This window comes from Burkholderia sp. BCC1988, assembly GCF_905339895.1.
In the GTDB taxonomy this organism is placed as follows: domain Bacteria; phylum Pseudomonadota; class Gammaproteobacteria; order Burkholderiales; family Burkholderiaceae; genus Burkholderia.
On the sequence record NZ_CAJPHA010000009.1, the window covers coordinates 1 to 15,854 of the forward strand.

The window sequence follows — 15,854 nt, forward strand, 5'->3', positions numbered from 1 at the left end:
CGCGAAGCGCGGGCTGGCGTCGCTGTGCATCGGCGGCGGGATGGGCGTCGCGCTCGCGGTCGAACGTCCGTAACCGGTCGTTCGTCACTGCCAAACCAATCCGGGCGCCGGCCGATTGCGGCTTCGGCCGGTGCCACGTGAAGTCAGAGGGGCCTCCGGCGGCTCTCGAAACCAAAAAATGGAGTGAGATTTATGTCTCAGCGAATTGCGTACGTAACGGGCGGGATGGGCGGCATCGGCACCAGCATCTGCCAGCGTCTGTCGAAAGACGGCTTCAAGGTGGTCGCGGGTTGCGGCCCGAACTCGCCGCGTCGGGTGAAGTGGCTCGAGGACCAGAAGGCGCTCGGCTACGATTTCATCGCGTCGGAAGGCAACGTCGGCGACTGGGACTCGACCAAGGCGGCGTTCGACAAGGTCAAGGCCGAAGTCGGCGAGATCGACGTGCTGGTCAACAACGCGGGCATCACGCGCGACGTCGTGTTCCGCAAGATGACGCATGAAGACTGGACGGCCGTGATCGACACCAACCTGACGAGCCTGTTCAACGTGACGAAGCAGGTGATCGACGGGATGGTCGAGCGCGGCTGGGGCCGGATCATCAACATCTCGTCGGTGAACGGCCAGAAGGGGCAATTCGGCCAGACGAACTACTCGACCGCGAAGGCCGGCATCCACGGTTTCACGATGTCGCTCGCGCAGGAAGTCGCGACGAAGGGCGTGACGGTCAACACCGTGTCGCCCGGCTACATCGGCACCGACATGGTGAAGGCGATCCGTCCGGACGTGCTCGAGAAGATCGTCGCGACGATTCCGGTGCGGCGTCTCGGTGCGCCGGAGGAAATCGGCTCGATCGTCGCGTGGCTCGCGTCGAACGATTCCGGCTTCTCGACCGGCGCCGACTTCTCGCTGAACGGCGGCCTGCACATGGGCTGAACGTCCGGGCTGCGCAGGCCGGACCGGCCGTGCAGCCTGGCGTTTCCGAAGGCCCCCGCCTCCCGAATCCGGGAGGCGGGGATTTGTCACTTGCGCTACGCTGCACCCAAAGGCGTTACATGACTACTACAAAGAAAACGGCCGAGCGGCTCATCAAGAAGTACCCGAACCGCCGGCTCTACGATACCGAGACGAGCACGTACATCACGCTGACCGACGTCAAGCAACTCGTGCTGGAACAGGAGGACTTCAAGGTCGTCGACGCGAAATCGAACGAAGACCTGACGCGCAGCATCCTGCTGCAGATCATCCTCGAGGAAGAGAGCGGCGGCGTGCCGATGTTCTCGTCGTCGATGTTGTCGCAGATCATCCGTTTCTACGGTCATGCGATGCAGGGCATGATGGGCACGTACCTGGAAAAGAACATCCAGGCGTTTATCGACATCCAGAACAAGCTCGCGGATCAATCGAAGAACCTGTACGAAGGCAACGCGATGAATCCGGAAGTCTGGTCGCAGTTCATGAACATGCAGGCGCCGATGATGCAAGGGATGATGACGAGCTACATCGAGCAGTCGAAGAACATGTTCGTGCAGATGCAGGAGCAGATGCAGAATCAGGCGAAGTCGATGTTCAGCACGTTCCCGTTCAAGCAACCGGGCACGCCGGAGCCGGAGAAGAAGTAACGATGTCGCGGCAGGCCGGCCGCGGCGGCGCGAGCCGTCGGGCGTCGGTGCCGCGACGTGCGGCGGGTGCGATGCGGCCGGTCGCGTGCCCGGGCACGACGATGATTGGCGGCTCGCTGCCGCGAGATGTCGCCGACGGTCGTCCCTGATCGTCGGCACCGAATGCCCGTGCCCCTGGGTGGGGGCGGGCATGACCGTCGTCCGGTCGATCGAATTCCAGGCAAGCAGCGAAATACAAGCGGAGCATGTCGCGCCTGATGGCGCGCGTGCGTGCGCGGGCGCGGGCGGCCGCCGTTGTGTCGGACGGCGCGACGACGCGCCGCCTCAATGCCGGCATGGCGCGCCGGCTTCGCTCAAAGCGCGCGATCGAAATCCTGTTGATCGTCCGCCGGCGGCAGGTCGAGCACGAGCTTCACCGCGCAGTAGTTCGCCTTCAGCGAAAACACGCGGCCGATCACGAGGAACGTTTGCTGCGAGTTCTCGATCTCGACGAAATCGCCAGGCTGCGGCACGTGGGCGCCCTGGTCATAGGAAAAGCTGGTGCTGGTCTGCTCGCCGATGGTTTCGGCGGCGTGCTCGGTGAATTCGATCGTGATGTGGGTGGTCATGCGAACCCCGTCGTGCGTGGAGTGAAGCGGTTGGAGGTTCCGATTCTCGCATAATGGCGGGTCGCGTCCGGGGCGATTGTCGTGCGCCGGCGGTTGCGGATCGTGCTGACCCGCCGGGCAGCGGCTCACCGGAATGCGCACTCGTCGAGGATTTCTCATGAGCGCTGCAGTGAGTCTCCCGTTGGAGATGCGTGGCAGTGCGATGGCAGCGGCTCGGGCGAAGCCGGGCGCGGCGCGGAACGAAGCGAGGCGGCGGTTATTTCTCTGCAATCGTGCCGAAGGCCATGTCCAGCACCCATTGGATGCTGTTCTCGATACGCCAATGCACTCTGCATCGGGAGGCAGGCTACGACAAGTAGTAACGCCGCTCGGTCGTTTTGGTATCGCCGATTTCGCGAGTGGCCTCGACCATCACGATCGAACGCTTCCCGATCAAACCGCTACGACTTGACTGAAGTTTGGCTGAGAAACGCAGCTTGGCGTCGCTTTCAAGCGCCCCGACGGTGTTCCATTGAGAAATGAGCGCCGGGATTTATGCGTGAGCATCATGAGTTGCATCCGCAAAGAGGAAGTCCATGCTCCTCGGGACTTTCACACCGTTTGCTTGAGCACGAACGCCGTACGGGTGTATGAACTCATCCAGATCGATGTCGGCGCGCAGGCTCGATAGCTGGTTACGCGCCGAACGGAATAGCACTTCAGCATCTGGCGCTGTTATGCCAATCGACGCTAAAACAATATGTCATCCTTAACAACCTACCGTTTTCAGGACGTATTTGATTGCGTTGCCCACATCCGCCAGCCTCGCTCACGCCAACTGCATCGGCACTGGCCAGTCGTCCGGCCGGAGCAGGGCATCCGTACCACCGTCGAGCCAGATCACCGAGCCGCACATGAATCGGGACTCCGTTCCGAGCAAGAACGCGATGAGCGAGGCGACTTCTTCAGGTGTTCCCGGGCGGCCAACGGGAATCGGGAAGGCGTCGAGCTGACGTGCGATGTCGGGATCGGTACGACCTTCAGTCGTGAGTGCCGTCTCGATCAATCCCGGTGCAATCGCGTTTAATCGTATTCCGCTTCCGATCCAGTCCTTCCCTGGCGCCAAACGCCTGATAAGTCGGGCAATCGCGGCCTTTGTCGCGGGATAGGTCAATACTGGTCCGAACGTGTCGGCCATCGTGCAGGCGAGCGTTTCATCCCCGGACAGACACGCGGCGGCCAGTGCTTCGGGCCACCCAGGTTGGGCCGTAGACGAGTTGGAACTGATGACGACGACGGATGCATTTTCTGATGCGGCGAGAGCCGGCCTCAGTCCGGACAGCAGAACGGCCGTGCCGAAGTAATTGATTGCGGCGACTTCCGCGCCACGACGATGCGGGAAGCCGCCGACCCCGGCACAGGTCACGAGGCCATCCAGGCGACCGTCCGAAAGCGCGTTGATGCGTTCGATCGCGAACTGCCGATCCGGCTCGGAGCCCAGGTCGCAGACAACATCGGCCTCGTGACGGTCGACGCTGATGACTCGATGCCCTTCACTCGCCAGGCGCGCCTGCGTTGCCGCTCCGATGCCGGAAGCGGTTCCCGTCACTGCAATCGTACCCATCTGCTTACTCCTTCGATGTGTGTCCATCTTTACTCAGGAACGTGCGGTGGAGGTCTGCAACTCCAGCGAACATGACTGGCCGACATCCAGCACGCGCATGGCTCTGCCAGCACCGACCCACAGTGCACAGCAAATGCCGAGATCGACGATCTCGGCATCTTCGAATGCCACGCGCAGACGCATCCAAAAATCATCATCCGCGCTCAGTGCGAGGTGATCCAATGCAAAGCGTTCGGCAAACTCGATGGCCAATCGCTCGCGCTCGCTGTATCCGGGCCAGGTTCGCCATTCGACGACGTGTTCATACAGCGCGTCGTCGACACCATTGGCTTGTCCTTGGGCGTCGCGCGTGTTGCGGCACAACTGACACTCGTTGGCCTCCGCGATCCTCATGCGTGCCGCTTCGCGTACTCGCATCGGTAACCGGCTCTTTCCATACACTGCGTGGCTGAGGGCGTTCAGGCCGGCGGCCAGTTCAGGTTGTAGTTCCATCCAGCTCTGGGGATCGTCAACGACGTCGATACGCGGCATTTCAGACTCCGTCCGGCGAGGTCAGGTCAATGCGGACAGGCTGCCTCAATGACGATCGCAAAGCTTCACTCAAATGGACTACTTCGGCGATATCGCGCTGGAGTGTTCGCAGACGGCGGAAACGGAAGCCACGCTTCCATGGTCGCGGTACTGGCGGCCTGGCTCAGGTAGATTGTTTGTCGATCGCGTCCGAGTTGCACGAAGACGCGAAGCCATTCGATTTCGGTCAGGCAGCGATTCCCCAATTCGAAGCGGGCGAAAGTGGATGTGCGGCCGATCGGCGCCGACTTTCCATCTGCAAGGAGCCCCCAAGATTGGTGCTGTCGACGCGACGGTGATGCCGTCGATGACGAGCTGGGGGGAGCTGCCTCCGCGCCGGTAGCGACGCAGGCCGTGCCGGGGTTGAGCCCAGCTCGGCTCGGCTCGACGGATCCGACCCTCCGCCCGTAGCGCGGACCTGTTCGGCATGTGGCAATCCCGGGCTACGCGAAGGAACACCCCGCGAGGCCCTTGGCGCTGGTACCGGGACGGAGTCCAACGCCCATCCGCCCCAAACTGAAAGGGACGCATCAAGCGCGACATCGGGGGCGGCCGCCCGCCGGCCAGCTCATTCGAGCCGGCGCCAGCACCGCCACCAACCGCCGTTTTTGCCTCGCTGACCCATAAATAGCTGTAAACTCACGCTTTTGCCGCCACGCCCCCACATTCCAGATGTCCCAGTCCCCCAAAGTAGGCTTCGTATCGCTCGGGTGCCCGAAAGCCCTCGTCGACTCCGAACAAATCATCACGCAGCTGCGTGCCGAAGGTTATGAAATCTCCGGCACCTACGACGGCGCCGACCTCGTCGTCGTGAACACCTGCGGCTTCATCGACGAAGCCGTGCAGGAGAGCCTCGACGCGATCGGCGAAGCGCTGACCGAGAACGGCAAGGTGATCGTCACCGGCTGCCTCGGCGCGAAGTCGAGCGCGAGCGGCTCGAACCTGATCGAGGAAGTCCACCCGAAGGTGCTCGCCGTCACCGGCCCGCACGCGGTGGGCGAAGTGATGCAGGCCGTGCATTCGCACCTGCCGAAGCCGCACGACCCGTTCACCGACCTGGTGCCGGCGGCCGGCATCAAGCTCACGCCGCGTCACTACGCATACCTGAAGATTTCCGAAGGCTGCAACCACCGTTGCACGTTCTGCATCATCCCGTCGATGCGCGGCGACCTCGTGTCGCGCCCGGTCGCCGAAGTGATGCTGGAAGCCGAGAACCTCTTCAAGTCCGGCGTGAAGGAACTGCTCGTGATCTCGCAGGACACGAGCGCATACGGCGTCGACGTGAAGTACCGCACCGGCTTCTGGAACGGCAAGCCGATCAAGACGCGCATGACCGACCTGGTCGCCGCGCTCGGCGAACTCGCCGCGCAGTACGGCGCATGGGTGCGCCTGCACTACGTGTATCCGTATCCGAGCGTCGACGAAGTCATTCCGCTGATGGCCGAAGGCCCGTTCAAGGGCCATGTGCTGCCGTATCTCGACGTGCCGTTCCAGCACGCGCATCCGGACGTGCTGAAGCGCATGAAGCGCCCGGCGAACGCCGAGAAGGTGCTCGAGCGCGTGCAGAAGTGGCGCGAGATCTGCCCGGACCTGACGATTCGCAGCACGTTCATCGCCGGCTTCCCCGGCGAGACGGAAGAACAGTTCGAAACGCTGCTCGACTTCATCCGCGAGGCGGAGCTCGATCGCGTCGGCTGCTTTGCGTATTCGCCGGTCGAAGGCGCGACCGCGAACGAACTCGACGGCGCGCTGCCGGACGAGGTGCGCGAAGAGCGCCGTGCGCGCTTCATGGAAGTCGCCGAGGAAGTGTCGGCGCGGCGCATCCAGCGCAAGGTCGGCAAGACCCTCAAGGTGCTGATCGACGAAGTCGGCGAGGAAGGCGGCATCGGCCGCACGGCGGCCGATGCGCCGGAGATCGACGGCGTCGTCTACGTCGAGCCGGCGACCAAGGCGTCGAAGCGCTACAAGGTCGGCGATTTCGTGTCGGTGAAGATCACGGGCGCGGACGGCCACGACCTGTGGGGCGAGGTTTAAGCGATGACCGCCGCACTGCCGCAGATCCTCGCGCTCGGCGAGGCGATGATCGAATTCAACCAGTCGCAGCCGGGCCGGCCGGAGTTCCTGCAAGGCTTCGGCGGCGACACGTCGAACTTCTGCATCGCCGCGGCGCGCCAGGGCGCGTCGACGGGCTTCGTGTCGGCGATCGGCGACGATCCGTTCGGCCGCCTGCTGACCGAGATGTGGGCGGCGGAGCACGTCGATACGACGTACGTACGGATCGACCGCACGGCGCCGACCGGCGTGTATTTCGTCACGCACGGTGCTGACGGCCACCAGTTCGACTATCTGCGCGCGGGTTCCGCGGCGAGCCGCTACGCGGTGGCCGATCTGCCGCTCGATGCGCTGGCCGCGGCGCGGGCCGTGCACCTGTCGGGCATCAGCCTCGCGATCGGCACGGCCGCGTGCGACGCCGCGTTCGCGGCGATCGACCACGCGCGCAGCAACGGCGCGCAGGTCAGCTTCGACACGAACCTGCGCCTGAAGCTGTGGCCGCTGCCACGCGCCCGCGCGGTGATGCGCGAAGCGCTGCGCCAGACGGACATCTGCCTGCCGAGCTGGGACGACGTCACGGCGCTCACCGGTGCGAACGACCGCGACGCGATCGTCGATGCGATGCTCGAGCACGGGCCGCGGGTCGTCGCGCTGAAACTCGGCAAGGAAGGCGCGTATGTCGCGACGCCGAACGAACGGCGCGTGGTGCCGGGCTTCGCGGTCGCGGCCGTCGACGCGACGGGCGCGGGCGACTGCTTCGGCGGTGCGTTCGTTGCGCGGATCGTCGCAGGCGACGATCCATTCGCGGCCGCGCGTTATGCGAACGCGGCGGCGGCACTGTCGACGACTGGCTACGGCGCGGTCGCGCCGATTCCGCGCCGCGACGCGGTGGAACGCCTGATGCAGGGCTGACGCGGCTCTCGCACGCCGGCTACCTGTTCACTCGAACGCCCGGATGACGGGCGACGTGAACGGCTGGCGAGCGGTGTGCGTACCGCGCTCGGCGCCTGCGCATCGGCGGTCGCCACGTGCGCGTGGCGATCGATGTGCAGCGGCGACGCGCAGCATGTCGCCGCGATTTTCGAGCGAATCTGAAGCAAGGAGCAACACAAGGTGGGTCGATATTCGCAATGGCAACGGGCGCTGGTGATTGCCGGCGCGCTGGCGGCGGGCCTCACGATGCCGGGCGTGGTCGCGGCACAGGCTGCCGCGTCGGGCGCGCAGCAGGATGAAGCGGCACCCGCACGGCCGCTGCGGCCGAATCCGGAATTCGCCCGCCTGCCGCGTTACGAAGGCACGCTCGGCGATCGGCCGATCGTCGTGCATCTCGGCCCGAAGACGGACGAGGAAGGCGTGCACGGCGAATACCAGTTCGCGGACACGGGCGAGGTGGTGCTGCTCGCCGGCGATCGCGACGGCGACACGCTCGAGATCGAGGAATCGAACGACGGCACGAACATCACGGGCGTGTGGATCGGCCGCTTCGACGCGACGGGCGAGCTGAAGGCCGACCGGATGAACTCGGACGAATCGGATCCGCAACCCGTCGTGCTGCGCCTGGCGCCGGGCAAGCGCGCGGCGCTGCAGGTACGCGACGGCCGCGTGCAGGAAATCGAGACGGTCGGGAACGTGGTCAATCTGCGCACCGACGACTGAGCGCGCGCTGGCTCGGCGCATGCGGCGCGCATTGTACCGGGCCAACCGCGCCGATTTTGGCTAACCTAGCCACCTATTCATTCCGCAACCGAACGGCCTTTCTCCGGGCCTCCTGCCATGACTGCATCCACTCCGAAGCGCGCACTCCAGACCCGCATCGTTCAACCCGACGACAACATCCCGGATGGCTTCCGTTCGTTCGTGCCGCCGGTCGAGCGTGCATCGACGGTCGTGTTCCCCGATCTCGCGACGATGCGCGCGCTGGTCTGGCACGACGACAACCAGTGGCGCTACGGGCTGCATGCGACCCCGACGTCGCTCGCGCTCGCGCAGCGGCTCGCCGAGATCGAAGGCGGCTCGCATGCGCTGCTGCAGCCGTCGGGTCTGGCGGCGATCATGAACGTCTATTTCGGGATTGTGAAGGCGGGCGACGACGTGTTGATCCCGCACAACGTCTACGGGCCGAACGCCGATCTCGGCACCTGGCTCGCGAAGGATTTCGGCATCACCGCGCGCTTCTACGATCCGCTCGTCGGCGCCGGCATCGCCGACCTGATCCAGCCGAACACGCGGCTGATCTGGATCGAGGCGCCGGGCTCGGTGACGATGGAAGTGCCCGACGTGCGTGCGATCACGGCGGTCGCGCAGGCGCGCGGCATCGTCACCGCGATCGACAACACGTATTCGGCCGGGCTCGCGTTCAAGCCGTTCGAGCATGGCGTCGACATCTCGGTGCAGGCGCTGACCAAGTATCAATCGGGCGGCAGCGACGTGCTGATGGGCGCGACGATCACCGCGAGCGCGGCGCTGCAGGCGCAACTGAAGCTCGCCCGGATGCGCTGCGGGATCGGCGTGTCGGTCGACGACTGCTCGCTCGTGCTGCGCAGCCTGCCGAGCATGCAGGTGCGCTTCGATGCGCACAGCAAGAGCGCGCTCGCGCTCGCGCAATGGCTGAAGGCGCGTCCGGAGATCGCGGCCGTGCTGCATCCGCAACTGCCGGACTGTCCGGGGCACGCATCGTTCATGCGCGACTTCACCGGCGCGGGCGGGCTGTTCTCGGTGGTGTTCGACGAGCGCTACAGTGCCGAGCAGATCGATCGTTTCGTCGAGGCGCTCGAGCTGTTCGCGATCGGCTGGAGCTGGGGCGGCGCGTGCAGCCTCGCGATGCCTTACGACGTGGCGTCGATGCGCCCGGACTGGCCGCATCGCGGCACGCTGGTACGCTTCTACGTCGGTCTCGAAGACGAAGCCGACCTGCGCGCGGATATCGAGCGCGCGATGCAATCCACGCTCGGCTGAGCACCGAACCCCGAGCGGAACAACAGAACGCCCGCGCGATGCAACATCGCGCGGGCGTTTTTCATGGGCGGCTTGCGCGGATCGGAAATCAGAACAGCCGCAGCAGCCCGTCGAGGCCGACGTGGTCGAATGCGACGGTGGCCGCATCGCGCACGACGGGCTTCGCGTGGAACGCGACCGACAGCCCGGCTTCCGCCATCATCTTCAGGTCGTTCGAGCCGTCGCCCATCGCGATCGCGCGGCTCGGCTCGATGCCGAGCGATGCGCAGGTGTCGCGCAGCAGGCGCGCCTTGACGTCGGCGTTGACGATCTCGCCGAGCACCTTGCCGGTCAGCTTGCCGTCGACGATCTCGAGCGTGTTCGCGTGCGCGAAGTCGAGGCCGAGGCGCGCCTTCAGGCGCTCGGTGAAGAACGTGAAGCCGCCCGACACGAGCAGCGTCTTCAGGCCCGCGGCCTTCACGCCGGCGAGCATCGTCTCCGCGCCGGGCGACAGCTGCAGCCGTTCCTCGTACACGCGCTCGAGCGCCTGCGCGTCGAGCCCCGCGAGCAGCGCGACGCGGCGCGTGAGGCTTTCGTTGAAATCGCGGATCTCGCCGCGCATCGCCGCCTCGGTGATCTCGGCGACCTGCGTCTTCAGCCCGCAGAAATCGGCGATCTCGTCGATGCATTCGATCGTGATCAGCGTCGAGTCCATGTCCATCACGACGAGCCCGAAATCGCTCAGCGCGCGGCCGGCTTCGACGAAGCCGAAGTCGAGCGCATGCGTGCCGCAGTACGCGTCGATGTCGAGACGCTGCGCGGGGTTGGCGTTTTCGATGCGCAGCGCGTGATCGTCGGTCTGCACGATGCGGGTGCCGCGCGACAGCGCGAGCAGCGGTTTGTGATGCGCGTCCGACAACGGCGCGAGACTCTGGATGACGAGGTTGTGGGTCATGACGGAATGTTTGGAAGCGAATGAAACGCGTGCGCGGCCGGCATGCGGCCGCCTGCGAACGCGGGCCCCGTCCGGCGTCGGGCCGTTGCGTCGCGAACGCGCCATTGTAGCCGGTTGGTATCCGATCGCGACCGGATCGACGCCGGGAGCCGGCGCGGGCGCCGTGCCGGGCGCCGCACGCACGGCGATTCGGCGGACGGTGCGGGTTATTCGGGTGATTCGTGCGATTGCCGGTCGCGATCCCAGTAAGGCGGATCGCCGAAGTGTTCGGCCAGGAACGCGATGAACGCGAGCGTCTTCAGAGGCACGTGCGCGCGGCTCGGATAGACGGCCCAGATCGCGACGTCGTTCGCGAACGGGTAGTCGTCGAGCACGGTGACGAGCGCGCCGCTCGCGAGCAGCGGGCCGACGTCCCAGGTCGACTTGATCGCGATGCCGAAGCCGTCGACGAGCGCTTCGCGGATCGCCTCGCCGTTGCTCGCGACGAGCCGGCCGCCGACCCGCACGGTGAGCGGGCCTTGTGGCGTGACGAACGACCAGTCGCGCTGGTCGCCGAGGATCACGCATTCGTGCTGCGCGAGGTCGGCCGGATGGCGCGGCGTGCCGTGTTCGGCGAGATACGCGGGCGAGCAGCACAGCACGCGCCGGTTCGCGGCGAGCCTGCGTGCGACCAGCGTCGAATCCTTCAGCGCGCCGAGGCGGATCGCGACGTCGTAGCCGTCGTCGACGAGGTCGACGATCTCGTCGGACAGCCGCAGGTCGAGCGACACGGACGGGTAGCGGCGCAGGAACGCGGGAATCACGGGCGCGACGTGCTGGCGGCCGAACGACGACGACATCGACACTTTCAGCCGCCCGTACGGCTCGCTGCGGCCGTGGCCGACCGAGGCGCGCGCGGCGTCGGCGGCCGACAACAGCGCCTCGGCGCGGGCCATGAAGACTTCGCCGTCCTGCGTCAGGCTGATGCGCCGCGTGGTGCGATGCAGCAACCGCGCGCCGAGCTGGCGCTCCAGCTGCGCGATGCGCGCGCTCGCGACCGCGGCCGATACGCCGAACTCGCGCCCGGCCGCGCTCACGTTCGCGAGCAGCGCGGCGCGCACGAACAGGCCGACGTCGAGCAGGTCGAGCGGCTTGTCGGGGGCTGGAATCGGATCGGACGTCATTATTCTGAAATTCCTGAAAATGTTTCAGGAAATATAGCGGTTTTCTCGAAGGATCGGGGCGCCTACGATGGCATGCATGGGGCTGCGCCGCGGCCCGCCCGATTTCCCTGAAGGAGTTTCGTGATGAAAGCTGTTGGACTGACCCGTTACCTGCCGATCGACGATCCGCAGGCGCTCGTCGACGTGGAACTGCCGCAACCGGTGCCGGGCCCGCGCGACCTGCTCGTGAAGGTCGAGGCGATCTCCGTGAACCCGGTCGACACCAAGGTGCGCGCGCCGAAACCGCAGGTCGAGGAGACGCCGCGCGTGCTCGGCTGGGATGCGGCCGGCACGGTCGTCGCGGTCGGTGCCGAGGTCACGCTGTTCCGGCCGGGCGACGAGGTGTTCTACGCGGGCAGCATCACGCGGCCCGGCGCGAACAGCGAATTCCACGCGGTCGACGAGCGGATCGCCGCGCTCAAGCCGCGCTCGCTCGATTTCGCGGCATCGGCCGCGTTGCCGCTCACCGCGCTGACCGCCTGGGAGGCGCTGTTCGACCGGCTGCGCGTGTCGCCGCAGGGCGCCGACGCGGGCAAGTCGGTGCTGATCATCGGCGGCGCGGGCGGGGTGGGTTCGATCGCGATCCAGCTCGCGAAGACGCTCGCCGGGCTGCGCGTGATCGCGACCGCGTCGCGGCCGGCGTCGGCCGAATGGGTGCGCTCGCTCGGCGCGGACGACGTGGTCGATCATTTCGGCGACCTGCCCGCGCAACTGCGTGAAATCGGCCACCCGAGCGTCGACTACGTGCTGATCTTCAACGACACGGACCGTCATTTCCCTGCCGCGGCGGAAGTAATTCGCCCGCAGGGCGGCATTTGCACGATCGTCGAGAACGAGAAGCCGATTCCGGTCGAGCAACTGAAGGCGAAGAGCGCCGCGTTTCACTGGGAATTCATGTTCACGCGTGCGATGTTCGAGACGCCGGACATGATCGAGCAGCACAAGATCCTGAGCGAGGTGGCGCGGCTCGTCGACGGCGGCACGCTGCGCACGACGCTCGGCGAACAGCTCGGCACGATCAACGCCGCCAACGTGCGGCGCGCGCATCAGCTGCTCGAAGCCGGGCGCGCGATCGGCAAGCTGGTGCTGAGCGGCTTCTGAGTGCCGCAGACGCGTCGCTTCGCGCCAGGCGCCGATGGGCATCCCCCAAGTGGACTTCCTTCGGGGCGGAAAACCTGGGTCTGCCCGGCGTGTTCCCGAGCGCCGGCGTCGCGCGTTCGGGATGCCGCGTCGCGAACGCAAGCGGGGTAACACCCGATGCGTTTGCGGCGCATTGCATGCCGCTTGGCGGTAGACTGGCAACGCATCATGCATCGAAAACCGCGCGGCACGCGCGTGCCGCCGCATTACAAGGAGGTCAGCATGAGCCAACGCAGCTTGTCAGTCGCCGCATCGTGGTCTGCCGTGTTCGCGGCGGCGTGCGTCAGCGCGAGCGTATTCGCGGCGCCGCCGGTCAAGGGCAGCCTGAAGGGTGGCGGGACAGGGCAGCTCGAATACACCGTCAAGGTCGATTCGAAGACCTTCGGCAATACGCAGGAGACCCGCAAGATCCGCTCGGGCGAAACGGACGACTTCAACTGGAAGTCGGTGCCGCCGGGCGGCGCGGTCGCGATGCCGGACGGTTGCCCGAACGCCGACAACCTGCCGCGCGACGCGAACGGCGCGATGGTGCGCCAGACCCAGGTGCGGCTCGCGCCGTCGGTCGACGCGAAGGGGATCGCGAACGTGCAGATGAGCTTCCAGGCCGCCGCGCCGAAAGGCACGCGCAACGTGAGCGCGGGCGGCAAGTCGCTGCAGTGCCCGGATGTCGTGTCGGTGAGCCAGGTCAAGTGGGTGTCGATCTCGACCAATGGCGGCTCGAAGTCCGTCTCGATGAGCGACGGCACGAAGGTGACGGTGTCGATCAAGCGCTGAGCGGTGCGCGCGGGCCGGCGAGACGTCCGGTGCGTGCGCAACCAACCGCGATGCGTATCCGGTGATCCGGGCAGGGCCGCGCGTGACGGTTTCGTGGCGCGCGGCTTCGCGTATTTCCGTTGTTTGAGGTTTGATGTGCGTCGTGTCCGGCGCGCACCGACAGCGCGGCCATTCGCCCCGCGGCGCGCGTGACGTGATGCGGATGTCGCGCTATCCTCCCGGGCTTCTCCCTCTCCCCGTACGACATCCCGATGAAACATTGCATGCGCGCGCTGCTGTCGGCCGCTGCGTTCGTCGCCACCCATGCGCAGGCGGCCGACGATTGCAGCTTCGCGAAGAAAGTCGAGCTGCCGTCGCGACAGCAGGTCGCCGTCGTGTCGAGCGGCGCACTCGAACCGTGCTCGACCGGCAGCTATGCGGTGCGCGTGTATTCGACTGCGCATGCCGCGCCCGGCTTCGATACGGACGACTACGTAACCGGCGTGCTGCATGCGCGTGACGGCACCGTCGCCGACGCCTTCACGGCCGACCTCGGTGCGCGTGCGCCGCAGGCGCTCATCGTCACGACGCGCTCGGCCGGCAGCGGCGGTTATGTCGGCGCGCAGGCCTATGTGACGACACCGCGCGCGGTGCGGCTCGTCGCGTCGGTCGACGGGCTGACGCCCGATGCCGATGTCACGGCCGCGTTGCGCCAGGCCCTCGGCAGACGCCGTAGCGCCCGCTGACCGCACGCCGAGCAAACGCCGCGTGGGGCGTGGCGCCGCGCGTCAATGCGCGCGTTCCTCGAGCCGCGATGCGAGAAAGCGGTGATCGGCGGAGAACAGCCGGCGATACGTCATCAGCACCGCGCCGACCGTGCCGAGCGCGGACGCCGCGGCGATCAGGAACATGATCACGATCTGGTAGCGCACGGCCTGCAGCGGCGACTGGCCGGCCAGCACCTGGCCGGTCATCATCCCCGGCAGGCTCACGACGCCGACGACGGCCATCTGGTTGAGCGTCGGCAGCATGCCCGCACGCACGGCCTGGCGCGCGGCGTCCTGCGCGGCTTCCCAGCGCGTCGCGCCGAGCGCGAGCGCGGTCTCGACGCGGTCGCGCCGTGCCGTCAGTTCCTCCATCATCCGTTCGACGCCGAGCGACACGCCCGTGAGCGTATTGCCGAGGATCATCCCGAGGATCGGGATCGCATACTGCGGCGTGTACCACGGATGAATGCGGATCACGACGAACAGCCCGATCGCCGCGACGAACCAACTGCTGAACCAGATGGACGCGATGCTGTCGACGCGCTGTCCGCGATACGTGCGCTTGCCGCGGCCGGCGCCCGCGAAGCCCGCGATCAGCGTCATCAACGCGGTCAGCGGCAGCACGACGGTCCAGTGCGGATGGCCGAACACCCAGCCGAGCACGTAGCCGATCGCGAGCAGCTGCACGACGGTGCGCACGGCGGCGAGCGCGAGCTTGCGCCCGAGGCCGAGCGACAGCGCCGCGGAGATCGCGCCGTTGACCGCGACGAGCGCGGCGGCGATGCCGACGTCGACGAGACTCAGATCCTGCAGTGCCGGGCTCATCGTGCCGCCTCCGTCGTGCTCGCGGCGTGCAGCACGCCGGCCTGCATCACGAGCCGCATCGTGCTGATCCGTGCGGCCTGCGCCGGATCGTGCGAGATCCACATATAGGCGCGCGCATCGGCCGCCGCGTCGAACCAGGCGCCGACGAGCGCTTCGATCGCGCGCGTGGAGTCGGGGTCGAGCGCGGACGTCGGCTCGTCGAGCAGCAGCACGTCGGGGTCGAGTTGCAGCACGCGCAGCAGCGCGGCGATCTGCGCTTCGCCGCCCGACAGTTCGCTCGCGCGCTTGTCGAGAAAATCGGCGCCGCGACCGGCGCGGGCCGCGAGCGCTTCGGCGCGCGCACGGTCGAACGTCGCGTCGCGATAGATCGCGAGCGAGTACGGATAGCGCAATTGCGCCTCGACGGTGCCGTCCATCTGCGCGGGTCGCTGGCGCACGTAGGCGACGCTGCGCCGGTAGCGCGGAATTGCATTGCGCCTGATCCGCTTGCCGCGCCACAGGATCTGACCGCCGTCGAGTGGATCGAGCAGCGCGAGCGCGCGCAGCAGCACGCTCTTGCCGGAACCCGATGGTCCGGTGATAGCAATTCGCGATCCCGCGGCGAGGCTGAAGTCGGTCGGCGCCAGCAAAGTCTTGCCGCTGCTGGCGTCGCGGCGCGTGATGTGCTGCGCATCGATGAGACCGGTCGGCGCTGTCATGTCGAAAATGAAAAAAAGCGTTAATGGCGCCGAGGCGTCGTCGGAGCGTGCGTCATAATACAGATTGAAAAGCCGCCAGTGTCGTGCTTCGTTCATTCACGCACGTGGCCCGACATGGCGTGCACACT

General features: G+C 66.6%; 16 protein-coding genes. 9 read left to right on the plus strand and 7 right to left on the minus strand.

The window, feature by feature from the left end; translation table 11 throughout:
• Window positions 1–192 precede the first annotated feature (192 nt).
• Both U4012_RS14515 and phaR read left to right on the plus strand, forming a co-directional pair.
• Window positions 193–933, plus strand: a complete 741-nt coding sequence (locus tag U4012_RS14515) for a 3-ketoacyl-ACP reductase (protein ID WP_044848894.1) — start codon at window positions 193–195, stop codon at window positions 931–933.
• Window positions 934–1,052: 119 nt separating this feature from the next.
• A complete protein-coding gene (gene phaR, locus U4012_RS14520) occupies window positions 1,053–1,619 on the plus strand; it encodes a polyhydroxyalkanoate synthesis repressor PhaR (RefSeq protein WP_006478701.1) in 567 nt (188 codons plus the stop codon).
• A gap of 353 nt (window positions 1,620–1,972) precedes the next feature.
• On the opposite strand, the gene U4012_RS14525 is transcribed toward phaR, so the two are convergent.
• The 3 genes from U4012_RS14525 to U4012_RS14535 all read right to left on the minus strand — a co-directional run bounded on the left by U4012_RS14525 (window position 1,973) and on the right by U4012_RS14535 (window position 4,361).
• Window positions 1,973–2,227, minus strand: coding sequence for a hypothetical protein (locus tag U4012_RS14525; RefSeq protein WP_044848895.1), 255 nt, complete (start codon window positions 2,225–2,227; stop codon window positions 1,973–1,975).
• Window positions 2,228–3,035: 808 nt separating this feature from the next.
• Window positions 3,036–3,830 carry an SDR family oxidoreductase gene (locus U4012_RS14530; protein ID WP_321799437.1) on the minus strand — a complete coding sequence of 265 codons (795 nt, stop codon included), beginning with the start codon at window positions 3,828–3,830 and terminating at the stop codon, window positions 3,036–3,038.
• Between the two features lie 33 nt (window positions 3,831–3,863).
• Window positions 3,864–4,361: a carboxymuconolactone decarboxylase family protein gene (locus tag U4012_RS14535; RefSeq protein ID WP_044848900.1), complete on the minus strand. Its 498-nt coding sequence runs from the start codon at window positions 4,359–4,361 to the stop codon at window positions 3,864–3,866.
• A gap of 711 nt (window positions 4,362–5,072) precedes the next feature.
• On the opposite strand from U4012_RS14535, the gene rimO reads away from it, so the two are divergent.
• The 4 genes from rimO (at window position 5,073) to U4012_RS14555 (ending at window position 9,407) form a co-directional block, all read left to right on the plus strand.
• Window positions 5,073–6,434, plus strand: a complete 1,362-nt coding sequence (rimO, locus tag U4012_RS14540) for a 30S ribosomal protein S12 methylthiotransferase RimO (protein WP_044848901.1) — start codon at window positions 5,073–5,075, stop codon at window positions 6,432–6,434.
• Between the two features lie 3 nt (window positions 6,435–6,437).
• On the plus strand, window positions 6,438–7,364 hold the full coding sequence (locus tag U4012_RS14545) for a sugar kinase (protein ID WP_321799440.1): 927 nt from the start codon (window positions 6,438–6,440) through the stop codon (window positions 7,362–7,364).
• Between the two features lie 201 nt (window positions 7,365–7,565).
• The gene (locus tag U4012_RS14550; protein WP_321799442.1) at window positions 7,566–8,108 is read left to right on the plus strand and encodes a hypothetical protein; all 543 of its coding nucleotides are present in this window, start codon (window positions 7,566–7,568) and stop codon (window positions 8,106–8,108) included.
• 117 nt (window positions 8,109–8,225) lie between these two features.
• Window positions 8,226–9,407, plus strand: a complete 1,182-nt coding sequence (locus U4012_RS14555) for a cystathionine beta-lyase (RefSeq protein WP_321799444.1) — start codon at window positions 8,226–8,228, stop codon at window positions 9,405–9,407.
• An 88-nt stretch (window positions 9,408–9,495) separates the two neighbouring features.
• On the opposite strand, the gene serB is transcribed toward U4012_RS14555, so the two are convergent.
• On the minus strand, window positions 9,496–10,341 hold the full coding sequence (serB, locus tag U4012_RS14560) for a phosphoserine phosphatase SerB (protein ID WP_044848905.1): 846 nt from the start codon (window positions 10,339–10,341) through the stop codon (window positions 9,496–9,498).
• A gap of 206 nt (window positions 10,342–10,547) precedes the next feature.
• Window positions 10,548–11,504 carry a LysR family transcriptional regulator gene (locus U4012_RS14565; RefSeq protein WP_321799446.1) on the minus strand — a complete coding sequence of 319 codons (957 nt, stop codon included), beginning with the start codon at window positions 11,502–11,504 and terminating at the stop codon, window positions 10,548–10,550.
• A 123-nt stretch (window positions 11,505–11,627) separates the two neighbouring features.
• Between U4012_RS14565 and U4012_RS14570 the strand changes: the two genes are divergently transcribed.
• From U4012_RS14570 to U4012_RS14580, 3 genes are all read left to right on the plus strand, one after another.
• Window positions 11,628–12,644 carry a zinc-binding alcohol dehydrogenase family protein gene (locus U4012_RS14570; protein ID WP_124485414.1) on the plus strand — a complete coding sequence of 339 codons (1,017 nt, stop codon included), beginning with the start codon at window positions 11,628–11,630 and terminating at the stop codon, window positions 12,642–12,644.
• A gap of 261 nt (window positions 12,645–12,905) precedes the next feature.
• Window positions 12,906–13,457 (plus strand): DUF6013 family protein, encoded by a 552-nt coding sequence (locus U4012_RS14575; protein WP_124485415.1) that lies wholly within the window; start codon window positions 12,906–12,908, stop codon window positions 13,455–13,457.
• A 251-nt stretch (window positions 13,458–13,708) separates the two neighbouring features.
• The gene (locus tag U4012_RS14580) at window positions 13,709–14,182 is read left to right on the plus strand and encodes a PliI family lysozyme inhibitor of I-type lysozyme (RefSeq protein ID WP_321799449.1); all 474 of its coding nucleotides are present in this window, start codon (window positions 13,709–13,711) and stop codon (window positions 14,180–14,182) included.
• Window positions 14,183–14,224: 42 nt separating this feature from the next.
• Here the strand turns inward: U4012_RS14580 and U4012_RS14585 are convergent, their stop codons facing one another.
• Together U4012_RS14585 and U4012_RS14590 are read right to left on the minus strand one after the other, a co-directional pair.
• Window positions 14,225–15,028 (minus strand): ABC transporter permease, encoded by an 804-nt coding sequence (locus tag U4012_RS14585; RefSeq protein ID WP_124485417.1) that lies wholly within the window; start codon window positions 15,026–15,028, stop codon window positions 14,225–14,227.
• A complete protein-coding gene (locus tag U4012_RS14590) occupies window positions 15,025–15,726 on the minus strand; it encodes an ATP-binding cassette domain-containing protein (protein WP_321799797.1) in 702 nt (233 codons plus the stop codon). The genes U4012_RS14585 and U4012_RS14590 overlap by 4 nt, the downstream gene beginning before the upstream one ends.
• Window positions 15,727–15,854 lie beyond the last annotated feature (128 nt).

Excerpts from the sequence above, each read along its gene's own strand:
- U4012_RS14525 (WP_044848895.1), bottom strand. The coding sequence starts at position 2,227 with ATGACCACCCACATCACGATCGAATTCACCGAGCACGCCGCCGAAACC.
- U4012_RS14530 (WP_321799437.1), bottom strand. The coding sequence starts at position 3,830 with ATGGGTACGATTGCAGTGACGGGAACCGCTTCCGGCATCGGAGCGGCA.
- U4012_RS14580 (WP_321799449.1), top strand. The coding sequence starts at position 13,709 with ATGAAACATTGCATGCGCGCGCTGCTGTCGGCCGCTGCGTTCGTCGCC.
- U4012_RS14570 (WP_124485414.1), top strand. The coding sequence starts at position 11,628 with ATGAAAGCTGTTGGACTGACCCGTTACCTGCCGATCGACGATCCGCAG.
- U4012_RS14575 (WP_124485415.1), top strand. The coding sequence starts at position 12,906 with ATGAGCCAACGCAGCTTGTCAGTCGCCGCATCGTGGTCTGCCGTGTTC.
- serB (WP_044848905.1), bottom strand. The coding sequence starts at position 10,341 with ATGACCCACAACCTCGTCATCCAGAGTCTCGCGCCGTTGTCGGACGCG.
- U4012_RS14585 (WP_124485417.1), bottom strand. The coding sequence starts at position 15,028 with ATGAGCCCGGCACTGCAGGATCTGAGTCTCGTCGACGTCGGCATCGCC.
- U4012_RS14535 (WP_044848900.1), bottom strand. The coding sequence starts at position 4,361 with ATGCCGCGTATCGACGTCGTTGACGATCCCCAGAGCTGGATGGAACTA.
- U4012_RS14555 (WP_321799444.1), top strand. The coding sequence starts at position 8,226 with ATGACTGCATCCACTCCGAAGCGCGCACTCCAGACCCGCATCGTTCAA.
- phaR (WP_006478701.1), top strand. The coding sequence starts at position 1,053 with ATGACTACTACAAAGAAAACGGCCGAGCGGCTCATCAAGAAGTACCCG.
- U4012_RS14565 (WP_321799446.1), bottom strand. The coding sequence starts at position 11,504 with ATGACGTCCGATCCGATTCCAGCCCCCGACAAGCCGCTCGACCTGCTC.
- U4012_RS14545 (WP_321799440.1), top strand. The coding sequence starts at position 6,438 with ATGACCGCCGCACTGCCGCAGATCCTCGCGCTCGGCGAGGCGATGATC.
- U4012_RS14590 (WP_321799797.1), bottom strand. The coding sequence starts at position 15,726 with ATGACAGCGCCGACCGGTCTCATCGATGCGCAGCACATCACGCGCCGC.
- rimO (WP_044848901.1), top strand. The coding sequence starts at position 5,073 with ATGTCCCAGTCCCCCAAAGTAGGCTTCGTATCGCTCGGGTGCCCGAAA.
- U4012_RS14515 (WP_044848894.1), top strand. The coding sequence starts at position 193 with ATGTCTCAGCGAATTGCGTACGTAACGGGCGGGATGGGCGGCATCGGC.